The following is a 14,454-nucleotide window of genomic DNA, read 5'->3' on the forward strand; positions in this document are numbered from 1 at the left end:
AGATATTTAGCGATAGCTTATGCATATTACTCTTTGCAAAAAATTGACGGCATACGGTTATCTACTCGTCCTGATTACATAAACGACGAAATCCTTTCACTACTTAAAAAATATGCTGTCACAACAATTGAGCTTGGTGCTCAATCCATGCATGATGATGTACTCCAACAAGCACAACGTGGTCATACAGTACAGGACATACTCAATGCTTCAAAGCTCATTAAAGACTATGGGTTTAACCTTATAATTCAGCTTATGCCCGGACTTCCTGGTGATTCTTTTGATAAATCAATTGAAACAGCACAGAAAGCCATTATAGTACAACCCAATGGCGTTCGTATTTACCCAACTGTTGTCATAAAAGATACCCAATTAGAAACATTATACAAAGAAGGAAAATATGCACCTTTATCATTAGATGAAGCTATTGATTTGTGTGCTCATATGTATGGCTTATTTACAATAAACAATATTCCAGTGATCAGAATGGGTTTACATCCGTTTGATGATACAGTAGCTGATACCATCCTTGCCGGGCCCTATCATCCTTCGTTTGGCTACTTAGTCAAATCCCGATACTACCGCAATAAGCTGCAACACCTTATAAAAAACTTTCTGGGACATAACAATACACAAACACTAACTATTGAATTGCCAGGAAACACTATTGCAGAATATTATGGCCCCCATAAAGAAAATCTTGCTTTTTTACGTAATGAATTTGATACTATTACTTTGCAATTTTGTATTACAGATATTCATGAACCAGTAGTATATAGTTAAATTTAAATGGAGTTGCAGAATCACGTCCAGTATGACTTTACGTATAGTCATTCCGGGCTTGACCCGGAATCCATGAATTGACTGTCAAATTGTGAATTTTATAAATTGCAGAGTACTACCTTTTATTGAGATGCTGAATCAAGTTCAGCATGACTTTAGTGGTTATTATTTTGGACATGACAATGCTATTTGTCATTCCAGGTATGACTTTACCTATTGTCATTCCGGGTTTGACTTTACGTATTGTCATTCCGGGCTTGACCCGGAATCCATTAATTGACTGTCAAATTGTAAATTTTATGAATTGCAGAGTACTACCTTTTATTGAGATGCTGAATCACGTTCAGCATGACTTTAGTGGTTATTATTTTGGACATGACATTGCTATTTGTCATTTTGGGTATGACTTTACCTATTGTCATTCCGGGTTTGACTTTACGTATTGTCATTCCGGGCTTGACTTTACGTATTGTCATTCCGGGCTTGACCCGGAATCCATGAATTGACTGTTAAATTGTGAATTTTATGAATTGCAAAGTACTACCTTTTATTGAGATGCTGAATCAAGTTCAGCATGACTTTAGTGGTTGTCATTCCGGACATGAATTTGTTGCTTGTCATTCAAGGTTTGAATTTACTTATAGTCATTCCGGGCTTGACCCGTAATCCATTAATTAACTGTAAAATTGTGAATTTTATGAATTGCAGAGTACTACCTTTTATGAAGATGCTGAATCACGTTCAGCATGACTTTACTGTTTGTCATTTTGGGCATGAATCAATATGCCAGTAACCAGCAAAAACTCTACAGAATTATTTTTCACAGGAGAAAAAACATGCACCATCATCAAAAAGTACTATTCATAGACCTTTCAACCGGCTACTATCGCTTAGCACGATATCCCATTGGCGATTTTTTTGGTCCAATTGATTTAGGTTTGCACATTGCACAGCGCTACTATACCACCAACATTGGTGTGGGGGTGCTTGCTGGCTCAATCTTCCCTGGTTCAAACCGATTATTTATAAACGGCTACTCACCCTGCTGGAATAGCTTTTTCATTTCATCTATGGGCGGTGCAGGATTAGTGTTTGATAACTTAGGTATCAACATGATTGCTCTTTCCAAAAAAGCCCCTACACCTTCGGTGCTGTATCTTAACCGTATTCATGGTGAAGAAATTGAAATTGAAATAAAACCCATTGATGTATTCAAAATATGGGAAAGTGGACACGGTGGTGTGTATTCCCTGATGCATGAAGTTTTATCAATGTTTGCTGATAAATATGTAACTGATCCACGCGTCATTGCCACAGGTCCTGCTTCATATGCAACAGATTTTGGAGCATTGTGTTCAGCACCTGTGAAGGATGGAACACTTACCTGGGTTGATACCTGGGCAGGACGTGGTGGATTTGGTTCAAAGCTTTTGCGTGAGCACGGCATTGCTGCTATCATATACGGTGGCACATATATAGATGAAGACTTCAGAGACCGTAAAGTTGCCGATGAATGGTTTATTGATAAATACAGCAAAAAGCTTGCAGCCAAAGACTTAGAGGCAACCACCAAATATCGCTTTGACCCGCAATTTAACACCGGTGGTACCTTTGGTGTTAATTTTGCTACCATTGGCGGAAGGATCCTTGCATTTAACTATCGCTCAATTTACATGACCGAAGAAGAAAGGCTATCTATTCATCAAAAGCTTGTTGTTGATCATTACCTGAAACAATTTAATGAAGAAACGATAGCCACCAAAAGCATGAAAACCTGCGGCGAGCCATGTGCTGCTGTTTGTAAAAAGATGCGCGACATCTATAAAAAAGATTATGAACCGTACCAGGCAATGGGTCCCCTGTGCGGCGTGTTTGATCAAAGGTCAGCTGAGATGCTTGTCCACAAAGCTGATATGTATGGGTTTGATTCAATCTCGGTTGGTGGCGTGCTTGCATGGCTTATGGAATGCCTTGATAAAAAACTTATAAAACCCCAGGAAGCGGGTGTTACGCACCTTCCTGTTTTTTCGCATGTTAACTTCAGTGCCGAAACTGATTCAAAACACAACGCTGAAATTGCAAGCAAACTACTTGATGCTATCATACATAAAGAAGGAATTCTTGATTTTACTGAAGGAGCGCGCAAATTTGCTCGCAAATTAGCTCGTGAAAAAAGTAAAGATATCATCGATTGTTTTGTATATAACGCCAACGCGCGCAAGGGCTGGATTGTTCCCAACCAGTATTGGGTTCCCGGGGTACTATCGCCCATGCCTATTATGGGTAAGTATTATATGTATTATGGCAATGACTTTTTGCCGCCACGTGAGTTGGGACGTAAAAACGCGCACCGCATGATTAAAGAGCTTATGCTTGATAACACCGGTTTTTGCCGTTTCCACCGGCTGTGGGCTGAGGACATGATTCCTGAAATCATGAATTCACTGTATGGGATGCACCAACAATTTTTGAAAAGCCTTGACATGACTGCAAGTCGCATTAACAGCCGCAATGTGTCAATTTACTGGGAATCACAACGAAATATTGATTTTGTTGCAACATATTTAAAACGCATGCATCAGGTTGAAAAAGTCAACGACAAAGAATTGTTGCACTGGATATCGCAATTTGAACAAAACCCACAGGAAGCCGCATACAATTACTGGTTTGAAATTTTAAAAGGCGTGCATGAATCATTACGTGAATTTTAATGGGCAATAGCTACCATGGAAGATAATCTAAGCTTACGATACATCTGTGAGGAATACAATCTCAGGATATATGCTGCAGTGACAAAAAATGTATTGCAGGAGATGATCAGCATTCACAACACAACACCACATGCAACCATAGCGTTTGGGCGCACACTGAACGCTGCCCTGCTGCTTGCTGCTTCTTCAATTAAACCACATTCAAACAATACGTTGAGCATCAATATTAGCTGCAGTGGTCCAATAAAAGAGATAGTGGTACAGGTTGATGGCAAAGGTAATGTACGCGGATATGTTGGCAATCCCACTGTTGACGTTGAACTGCAATCAGACAAATTGAATATATCAAAAGCTTTGGGCGCAGGCATCATTACAGTAATACGGGATTTAGGTTTACGGGAGCCGTATAAAAGTGTTTCGCCCATCATTTATGGTGACATTGCAAAAGATATTGCTTACTACTTACTGGAATCTGAGCAAATACCTTCGGCACTGATACTTGCAGTCAATTGCAATAAAGAAGGGGCTATTACTCGTTCAGGGGGGATTTTAATACAAACATTTCCCAATACCCCATCGCATGTTATAGAATTAATTGAAAGCAAGCTACAAAATGGCTTTTCACTTGATAAAAAGCTTGAAGAGGAACAATCAATTAAGGCCATTATTGAAAAGCTTATTGGCAAAGAAATCAAAGAGCTTGGCAAAACTCATTTACAACACAGGTGCAGGTGCACTAAAGAACTACTGGCAACAATACTTGAATCGGTAGAAAATCATGAACTGGAAGATATGATACAAAAAGATCATGGTGCACATATAACCTGTGTGTTTTGCAAAAAAGAATATATATTTACTGAAGAAGAATTGCAGAATATTATGTTAAAAAAAGCTAAAATACATTAAGAAAGCCTTAGATATAGTTTTTTTATATAAAGACTTGTGTAAAGCTCCGACAGTATTTTGCTATTCCATCCGGATACTGTAATCCTTCAAGTACTACTCTTACCTTGTCTTCTGGACTGTAGCTGTTTTTTTACTTTTCCCATGATTTTCTCCTGTTTTTTATTATTTATTATTTACTACAGGATTTTACTCTTTATATTTTTCCCATAAAAATTCTCTTTTTCCTGTGAACCGTTAGACATCCAATTGTCTTACATTCTTTTCAAGCATATTTTTGTACTGGTCCATAATTTTTTCAAAATCTGTTTCATTGCACAACTCTAATAGCTGTAACCCATCTTCTTCATCATACCCGTAGATATTGCCCAAAGAGTATTCAATATCCTTAAGCTTCCCGTGCGGATAATATGTTATTCTGGCTTCATTAGTTTCATAACCATAATCTACAAAAATGTCGCCTTTGTATAATACACACGCTGGCAAAAACGACCCATTCATAAACCCAAACAATACCTTTGTTGGTTCGTCACCTATAACGACGTGTATGTTGTTGTATATGAATCCTATTGTCGTATAAAGCGTACCAAATTCATCTATCCGAGTCACATACACATTGTCAATATCTAACGTAGCAGCTATATTGTACTTCTGCCCTTCAACATAGACGCTGTTCCCTGCTATAAGTACCAGCGTATTGCGATAATATTTGGCACATTGTATCAGTAGATTATAGCCTACCCAATGCAATACATCCCGCTGCATATCACAATAGTACAATCCATGCTTGCATGCGATTACACCGAACCGTTCACAGGATACTGATGTTGTTACTGATACTGCACCATCAACATCTATCGGATCTCTTCCATTAACAATAGCTGTGTTGTCCCTGAATAGTACGATATATTGCCCATTGCTTTTAGCAAAATCCTTAACATTATCAAACACTACCTGTGGCTTGATATTCACGTCATTTGGTACAACATAAACTTTGTCATATAACTTCATAAAATCATACCGTATTGTCTTAAGCCAGTCTTTCGGGACTGTCCCATAAACTTGTTCATACTCACGGCGGATTAACCCTTGAGCCCAATCATGTAAATCAATACCGCCTTGTTTCTTTGTAAGTTTCATAATCCCTCCTTTTTAATACCTACCTCTTTAACTTCTATATTAGGATGTGTCTTTGTATACTATTCATCGTTATCCTCACTTTGTTCCCGTATTGTATCATAACTTATGTATACTTCTCTATTAACTTTTAACTTGTCACACACGTACATTACTCTCTGTATAACTTCTTTCCGTGTTTGTATAATTCTATATGCCATCACAATAGTTGCTATTATTATTGCTGGTATATAAATAAACATATTCGTTGTAAAGTAAAACGTCAGTACTATTATCAATGTTACCAAAAATTCAAAGAATGTCTCATAACTCTCATTGCCATATATCATAGTATCTCTCCGAATTGAGGTAAAATAAATTCCTTTAAAATTACTCTATTGTTTGATTAAACTATATTTTCATAAATACAATATATACAGCACTGATAATTTTTTTTAAAGATCACGTCCGCATATAGGACATTTACATCTATGCCCATTGACTATAGCGTCCACTACTCTTTTGCAATAATAACAAAACATTTTCATATCTTCCCTCCTTGCTTTTTTGTAATAATATAAATCCCCACAGTGACATATACTGTCCCTGTTACAATTTTTTTAACTGCACAAGACAATGCCTTTTTTTGAATTCTCTACTTACCCATTTATGATTGGCGATAGTTTCTATCAATTTACCTCATGCTCTTTTTATCATTATACTATGCACACGTGACAATTGTTATCTAAATGTACTTTTTTTTACTTTACATTACATGGGGTTAATTTGACGGTTACAAAGAAACAGGGGATGAAAATCTACAATAGTAGAAATTTTCAAATACTATTAGACATCGGTTGTATTTCATCCCACAACTCATCTACAATAGTAGAAATTTTCAAATACTATTGGACTATAAATTGTTTCCTGAAAGTGTATAGGAATCTACAATAGTAGAAATTTTCAAATACTATTAGACAGTAAGAGCAATATCCGACGAATGGTAATCTACAATAGTAGAAATTTTCAAATACTATTAGACTTCGATAGTCCTTATCAATGAGTTTTTATCTACAATAGTAGAAATTTTCAAATACTATTAGACCATGAAGAAATAGCAACCATTATCGGATCTACAATAGTAGAAATTTTCAAATACTATTAGACCATCGTGTCAATACATCGTGTTGGTAGGATCTACAATAGTAGAAATTTTCAAATACTATTAGACTTTTGGTAGATTATGACGAAGACCAGCATCTACAATAGTAGAAATTTTCAAATACTATTAGACCATATTTTTCCATTTAACTAAATCATTAATCTACAATAGTAGAAATTTTCAAATACTATTAGACCGTAAGAATTTTATATAGGGATGTAGCTATCTACAATAGTAGAAATTTTCAAATACTATTAGACATTATGTTCAAATACCCCAGACTAATATCTACAATAGTAGAAATTTTCAAATACTATTAGACTCATTAATGACTATCTTTCTGTGTATAAATCTACAATAGTAGAAATTTTCAAATACTATTAGACTCCAGGGTGCCCAGCGAGAAGTTCAACTATCTACAATAGTAGAAATTTTCAAATACTATTAGACTTTGAAATGTATAATAAGTTAAAAGAATCTACAATAGTAGAAATTTTCAAATACTATTAGACACTCGCGACAACATCGTCATTAGCATATCTACAATAGTAGAAATTTTCAAATACTATTAGACCCTGGAACCAGCACGAGCATTTCTTTCATCTACAATAGTAGAAATTTTCAAATACTATTAGACTTTATCAATAACATATAACAATGAATAATCTACAATAGTAGAAATTTTCAAATACTATTAGACTGTTAGAGCTTATCAACCAAAATCATAATCTACAATAGTAGAAATTTTCAAATACTATTAGACTTCGGCTGTACCTTCATAACTCACCAGATCTACAATAGTAGAAATTTTCAAATACTATTAGACCGTTATGGATGGCAATGATACCGAAAAATCTACAATAGTAGAAATTTTCAAATACTATTAGACTCCTTTTAGTATATATCCATATATATATCTACAATAGTAGAAATTTTCAAATACTATTAGACGATATGCACCTGGCATAGGTGTCAGATCTACAATAGTAGAAATTTTCAAATACTATTAGACCGTCAAACAGTATTCAATGGGAGAATATCTACAATAGTAGAAATTTTCAAATACTATTAGACTAATAGCACTACTCGCAACTTCACTTGATCTACAATAGTAGAAATTTTCAAATACTATTAGACCTGTATTACAATACGATAACTGATATAAATCTACAATAGTAGAAATTTTCAAATACTATTAGACTGATTGTATATCTGCAAGACAGAAAGAATCTACAATAGTAGAAATTTTCAAATACTATTAGACCATATTCAACTGGCAATAATCGATATTTATCTACAATAGTAGAAATTTTCAAATACTATTAGACACGTCGCGCTGCGCAATTTGTTGTATAGATCTACAATAGTAGAAATTTTCAAATACTATTAGACCCGTGCTCTACCAACTATAACCGCAATATCTACAATAGTAGAAATTTTCAAATACTATTAGACCCCATATACAAGCCGTCCTGGAGGCGGGATCTACAATAGTAGAAATTTTCAAATACTATTAGACCCTTATAGTATAAGGGATATTATACTCGTATCTACAATAGTAGAAATTTTCAAATACTATTAGACAGGTCTTGGCCGATTTTGTCAAGTTTTTCCCCACTTTTGCTAAATTTTTGCCTTTATTTGATAGATTTTCGCATAAAAATGAGCTATTATCCCCATTTCGAAATGCTATATGGTGTTTTTTTTACATTAAGACAGAGGTTTGCAATTTATACTATCAGTATGTCATTTTCAACATTTTTTGCATATCCATATCTAGTAATTCTACATTTTTCACTTAAGTGGAATATTAAGATACTATCTGTTTGACCAAACTTTTTTTCAAAATATTGCTTTATCTCTGTTTCTATATTATTAAGTACACGCTCGCTATTTTTTATTTCAAAAACTGAATATTGAATCCTTTCTCCATATTTCTCAAGAAATTTTGAAAATCTTGTCCTTAATTTAGTATTGCTTATATCATAAGATATCAATAACATATCTTATTCCTTAATGATAAATTCAGGATATTGTGTTATTGGCTTCTCACGCATGAAAGCTCTATAATATTTTTGGATGTATAAAAACATATCTTTTTTATATTTCATTATTTCCTCTAAAATCCAGCTTGTGTATTGCCTATTTTTATCAATATTTAATAAATATCGACCATGGTAGTTTGTAAAATCTTTAGGTTTTATTTGTCCCAGATTATATGCATTTTTAACTTTTTTATCAATAATACACCTGAAAGGTTCTACCACATCACAAACAAGCGACTTACGTTGATAAAAATTCCTATGATACACTCCCCTATAAACATCAAATCCATAAAGATTCAACATTGCTTCTATAATATTAAATAAATATGTATATCCAATATCAAGTATTGTATTGGTTGTATCAATTTTTGTCCTTGGTTTACGCCCATACCACGGCACATCCTTAAACCATATAGTAAAAAATAGTTTTGTTGTAATGCCCTCTATTCCCAATATCTTTTTTAAATCCAGATCATTGAAATTTTGATTTAGATATCCTTCTATTTCTTTTATGGTTTTTTTCTCTTCTTCTGTTTTACATCGTATTCCTGTTAATAAACTTATTTGATTTTTAATTTTATTGGTTACTAAATGCCATGCAATATCTAAAGCTTCATAATTATATTGTTTTTGGCGTAATAAAAAATTACCTTCGGCACTTGCATTCCATACTCCAACTATTTTAAAACTATACGAAAATAGGTAAATTGAAAATCCAAATTTTTTACTTCGTTGTAAAATACCCGATGTAATAGTTGTGTTTCCTACGATCCACAAGGAAAATACTCGATAGCAAGAATGTTGAAGAACTATTTTTCCTTCTTTATCCTTCACCAATACATTATCATTTTTAAATGAAATAGCCTGCCCTTCAGTAGTAAAACATATTACAATGCTTTTTTCCATAAAATCAGGTAAACTTAACATATTTCATAATCACACAAATGAGAATATATACACTGCTTACACTTTTCTACATTTGGTTTAAATTCAGAGTTGTTCAAATCAAACAAATTTATATCATCAATTACCTTTTCAAATTTTTTAAACATTGATTCATCATCTTCAGGCAATGCAATTGGATAGCTTTTATTATGTGTTTTATCATAAATTTCTATTTGTTTAACTACGTATCCCATTTCCCTTAAAGCAAATGTTTGTGCGTATACCTGAAACACATAACCATCATATATTTTTACTATTTTATTTTTTCTTTCAATAAGTTTTCCACTTTTAATATCAAATATATCTATTTTGCCCAATATATTATATTTTTCACAATATACTTCAAAACCCATTAATATTTCTTTACGCGTTGAATAATGTTTATTATCTATAGATTCATGCGCACTTTTACCTTTTATTTGAACTTCGGTATGATACATATCCTGTCCAACGTTACCATGTACAAGATGAAAATATATGGAACGTGGACAGAATATGAAATCATTTAACATAGAAATTGGAATATAGCTTTCCATTTCTTAACTGGATAATCTTTTATTCATTATTAAAAAGTTAATCCAATCATCTTTTGATATAGATAGATTTAGCTTTTCTTGCATTTTAGCTCTTTGGACTATCATCAAACCTTTTAGTGCAATATTATAAGCACCATTGGCATCGGCATCAATGGGTAAAGTATTATCATTATCTAATGTACAGAAAAATTTACCCGTAGCATTTTTTACAGGTGACAATATAAAATCTTTTTCTTCGCTTCCTTTCTTACCATTATTATAACGTAAAGACACCAATATCTTTAGCAAATCACCCAATTCTTTAAAAAACTTTGATTCTTCTATATTCAGAATTTCACTTTTTATATCTGTTGATTTTTCATAATCTATACCTTTACTGCTAAATAGTTTCTTTAATTCCTCATTTACATTAACCTTACGAAAATTAACATTATTATTTTTCCTTTCAACTTTATAACGATCATGATGAGTAGAACAAATAATCCATTGTAATTCTTTGAATTTTGCAGTAACATTCTTTGTTGATTTTCTTATTGATTGGTTCCATAGTTCAAAATTGATCATTTTGCAGTGAAATTCAAAATAATCTTCGTTCTTATTATAAACTATTTTGTCAAACTTAGCAAAGGTTTCCTTAGCTTTGGCTAAATTTGAAACATCAATATTCAAAAAATTATAAAATCCTGTTGTTGGGTCTATTTTACTGGTGTATTGTGCAGGAACATAAAAAATCATTCCACATTGCTTACCTAATCTTTCAAAAGAATTAAATGGTGCAGATAGTTGATATGCCCTTAAACTACCGCCCGGGTCATCAAAATTTTTATCCTTAAACACAAGATAATTTAATTTATCAATCAGCATCTTTTCAAATTTTTGATACACCTGTTTTTCAACCTTAAACCTTCCACGTTTAAATCCAAAATTAAGGTCTTCCATTACTAAGATAGCATTATACTCTACCATCAACTTCACAATTTTATGTATTACCTGTGACAGATAGCCTTCTTTGAGTTCTTTTATATTCTCAATAACATCCCAATTACGTCTTGCTTCATCAAGTTTTTTTTCTTTCTCATCTAATTTTTGATGAAAATCTATTAACTCTATTCCTTTATTAGGTTTTTTAACATCAATGACATTAAGTGACTGTTGCAATTTTATATTCCCATTTAAATCTATAAGCGATAAATATAAAAGATTTCTTTCACCTCTATCAATTCCAATTATATGTATTTTTTCTTTTGTTGATGCAAGGTACTCTCTAACCATAGCATTGACATCGGTCTTGCTTTTTGCTTTAAAATTTAATGTAATAGGGACATGGAATAAAAATTTATCTTCTGCATATCGCTTATCCTTTATTATGGGATAATTAAATTTCCCCTTTAATTCTTCATAATGATGCCCTTTCTTTTTTATTTCTTCAGTATATTCAATAGATTTCTTTCTATAAAAGACCTCTGCTTCGCCATTTAACTTATAAACCACATTATTTAAATTACCTTCGCTAAAAATATTTTTAAAGTAAGTAGTATGAAGATTTGGATTACCTTTAGTATATTCAGAAAAGTCTTTACTGTAAATTTGAAAAAGATATAGCTTACCATTTTCTATTAACTGATTTATATAGCTTGTGCTAATCTTATTAAAAAATATTTTATATCCCTGTTTTTCAACATCATTATAAAATTGACTGATATCGTCATAATCATTTGTATTTTTAAATTTAAATTCAAAAACACTCCAGTCCTCATTCTTTGAAATTGCTTGTTTATAAAAATCAATTAATTTATGTAAGCTTTTCTTATTAAAGGATTCGCCTTTTTTAAATTCTCCTTTCTTATATAAATCTAAAACATCTTTTGATGGTTTATAATACTCCAAACCTTTTGTTGAAAAGAATACTTTGGGAAGCATTTTATTTGGCCCGGGAAGTAATTTATAGACCATTTTTTCATAATAATCAGTTACAGGTTCATCATTATATGCTTCAAATATTGTATTGTCATCTTTATTCATTATGCCTAAATAATATTTGTTATCTTTTCTCAAAATAATACCTAAATTTGATTTTTCTTTATTTAAATCCCATCCATCAAGTAAGGTAGGACTATTAAATGTTAAAGCAAACTTTTCTTCTGAAAAGGGTTTTCTTGTCATATAATTTCGAACTTTATTATATAATAAATTTAAGGCACGCAATGTTTCATAATAATTTGATAATTTATTATAAAAATCATAATTCATATTATCCAGATCAGCATCCACATATAAAAGCTTTATATTATTTTGTAATAACTTGAGGGAATCCAAAAACTCTTTTATGATAGCAACCTTTTGTTTATCTTGATGTAAGTCATTTCTGTCTTTACGGTCTTCATGCAATATAGGTTCTGCCTTTTTATATCTTTCTTCAATAAGGTTAAATAAATTTTTTATAGTGTTATCTTCTTCATCTTTAACATTCATTTCTTTAAAATAAACTAAAAAAGCCTTTTCATCAATATCCTTATACTCATCTGTAGATTGTTTATAATAGACAATGGCATCTTTAATTTCTTTCCATGAATAATAATCTTTTTTATTATTCATTTCATTAATTGAATTATAATAGTTAAGCAAAGCATCTCGTATTAAATTCCATTGCCCATAAACATCGTTTGATATAGTTGCAATATTTTTATTATCAAAATATATTTCTTCCAGTTTGCTATCGTTTAATTTATCTAAATTTTGTAGTAAACTTTTGATTTTTGATAATAAATTATACTTTTGACCACTTATTGAATCCTTTGCCTCTATAATATATTTTTTCCAAAATTCTAAAATAGATTGTAAAACCTCATTATCTTTTTCAAAAGCAGTTATGATAAATGAAGCTGTATTTTCTTCGCTTAAAATTTGCTTATAAAGTGGCTTTAAGAATGGTAATTTTTTGTCTTTACTGCGTTGATTAAAAAGATTTATATACTCATTTAATCCCTGCACTTTGGTGCCATCAGCTTTTGTTTTTCCTCCAATTATTGTATTATACTTTGTTATTCCATTCTGAGTTAAGATATTTTGAAAATATTCAATAGTAAAAATATCTTTTAATTTATTGTTATCTAATTCTTCTTTTAGTTCTTTTTCAATGGTTTGAATATCAGGTTTATCTATTTCATTAATAACTTTTTCAAAACGAATAATATTTGTTATAAATATAGGTAAATTTTCATTGATTAATCTATAAGCTATAGCTGTTGATTCTTTTTCTTCGGAATACATATTTTTTCTGTTTTCTTGAAAACCCTTAAAATGGGTTGTAAATCCTTTAAAAGCTTTAAGAGCTTCCATTTCTTCTTGATTTTGAACCAATGAAAGAAAATCTTTATCGTCAAAAAGTTCTTTGTTAAACAATATTGTATAACGATCTTTTATTTTTTGGGAATTATTATGTTTTGTCTTTCCCTGTAATACATCAACTACGATTCTTCTTAATTTTTTTTCTATTTCATTGAATTCATTTTTATCTTCAACATCTTTATTATTCTTAAAATAAATTTCTTTATATTTTTTCAATAATGAAATGTTTTCTTTAAGGTCAGCTAAACTCAGTGCTTCATCTATGTGTTTTCTGTGAAAGCGATCAATAATCTTTTTAACTATTTCATATTTATCTGCCAGATCTTCATCATGTTCTAAAATTTCTGCAATTTTAATATTCTCCAATGTTTTCCCTACAGGCTTTAATTCAAATCGAAGCGTTTTTTGTAATGAAAATAAATTAGTAAAATCATTGTAATTTATAGCCATTTGATTCCTCCTTAAAATTTATTATTATAATTAATAATTTTTTCATATACCATATAAATTGTGCATTTAATAACTTTACACAAAATATTTACATATTTTCAATATAAATCCCCACAGTGACATATACTGTCCCTGTTATTATTTTTTTGTGCAATAGCGCCTGTACGCTTCCTCAATAGCGGTAATCCACTGGGCGCGTATATCCGGTGGGCTTACAACTTCTGCGTATTTTCCATATCGCAATATCTTCCCTAAAAGCTCCTGTGGATGGTGCACTGGCAAAGTTAATTCTATATAGGTGCCATATTCATTATGTTTGCCTTCATGTACTATCTGGTCTTTATGCCATATCTGTTTTTTTACAATATTGTGCACCGGTTCATAAAAACGTATGCATACTTTTAAACCTGTTTTCCCTTTATAGATACCATAATTAGAGCTGATATATTCTTGTA

At 31.6% G+C, this 14,454-nt stretch carries 10 protein-coding genes and 1 CRISPR repeat array; of the genes, 3 read left to right on the forward strand and 7 right to left on the reverse strand.

Annotated elements, in window-relative coordinates; genetic code table 11:
• From AB1444_14885 to hslO, 3 genes are all read left to right on the forward strand, one after another.
• The coding region (locus AB1444_14885; protein ID MEW6527939.1) for a radical SAM protein at nucleotides 1-783 on the forward strand (783 nt) is incomplete at its 5' end.
• 836 nt (nucleotides 784-1,619) lie between these two features.
• The gene (locus tag AB1444_14890) at nucleotides 1,620-3,494 is read left to right on the forward strand and encodes an aldehyde ferredoxin oxidoreductase C-terminal domain-containing protein (protein MEW6527940.1); all 1,875 of its coding nucleotides are present in this window, start codon (nucleotides 1,620-1,622) and stop codon (nucleotides 3,492-3,494) included.
• Nucleotides 3,495-3,509: 15 nt separating this feature from the next.
• Nucleotides 3,510-4,400, forward strand: a complete 891-nt coding sequence (gene hslO, locus AB1444_14895) for an Hsp33 family molecular chaperone HslO (protein MEW6527941.1) — start codon at nucleotides 3,510-3,512, stop codon at nucleotides 4,398-4,400.
• A gap of 234 nt (nucleotides 4,401-4,634) precedes the next feature.
• Here the strand turns inward: hslO and AB1444_14900 are convergent, their stop codons facing one another.
• The 7 genes from AB1444_14900 to AB1444_14930 form a co-directional block, all read right to left on the reverse strand.
• Nucleotides 4,635-5,537 (reverse strand): hypothetical protein, encoded by a 903-nt coding sequence (locus AB1444_14900; GenBank protein ID MEW6527942.1) that lies wholly within the window; start codon nucleotides 5,535-5,537, stop codon nucleotides 4,635-4,637.
• Nucleotides 5,538-5,596: 59 nt separating this feature from the next.
• On the reverse strand, nucleotides 5,597-5,863 hold the full coding sequence (locus tag AB1444_14905) for a hypothetical protein (GenBank protein ID MEW6527943.1): 267 nt from the start codon (nucleotides 5,861-5,863) through the stop codon (nucleotides 5,597-5,599).
• Nucleotides 5,864-6,329: 466 nt separating this feature from the next.
• Nucleotides 6,330-8,259: a CRISPR direct-repeat array (repeat unit 36 nt; unit sequence ATCTACAATAGTAGAAATTTTCAAATACTATTAGAC).
• Nucleotides 8,260-8,405: 146 nt separating this feature from the next.
• Nucleotides 8,406-8,678 (reverse strand): CRISPR-associated endonuclease Cas2, encoded by a 273-nt coding sequence (cas2, locus tag AB1444_14910; protein ID MEW6527944.1) that lies wholly within the window; start codon nucleotides 8,676-8,678, stop codon nucleotides 8,406-8,408.
• 3 nt (nucleotides 8,679-8,681) lie between these two features.
• Complete coding sequence (gene cas1 / locus AB1444_14915) at nucleotides 8,682-9,647, reverse strand: type V CRISPR-associated endonuclease Cas1 (GenBank protein ID MEW6527945.1); 966 nt, start codon at nucleotides 9,645-9,647, stop codon at nucleotides 8,682-8,684.
• Entirely contained in the window at nucleotides 9,641-10,201 is a 561-nt protein-coding gene (gene cas4, locus AB1444_14920) for a type V CRISPR-associated protein Cas4 (GenBank protein MEW6527946.1), read from the reverse strand. Before cas4 ends, cas1 begins: the two co-directional genes overlap by 7 nt.
• A 3-nt stretch (nucleotides 10,202-10,204) precedes the next feature.
• On the reverse strand, nucleotides 10,205-13,999 hold the full coding sequence (cas12a, locus tag AB1444_14925; protein MEW6527947.1) for a type V CRISPR-associated protein Cas12a/Cpf1: 3,795 nt from the start codon (nucleotides 13,997-13,999) through the stop codon (nucleotides 10,205-10,207).
• A 138-nt stretch (nucleotides 14,000-14,137) separates the two neighbouring features.
• Nucleotides 14,138-14,454, reverse strand: a 317-nt coding sequence (locus AB1444_14930) for a WYL domain-containing protein (protein ID MEW6527948.1), incomplete at its 5' end; no start/stop codon positions are given.

It is taken from the genome of Spirochaetota bacterium (assembly GCA_040756435.1).
Taxonomy (GTDB): domain Bacteria; phylum Spirochaetota; class UBA4802; order UBA4802; family UB4802; genus UBA4802.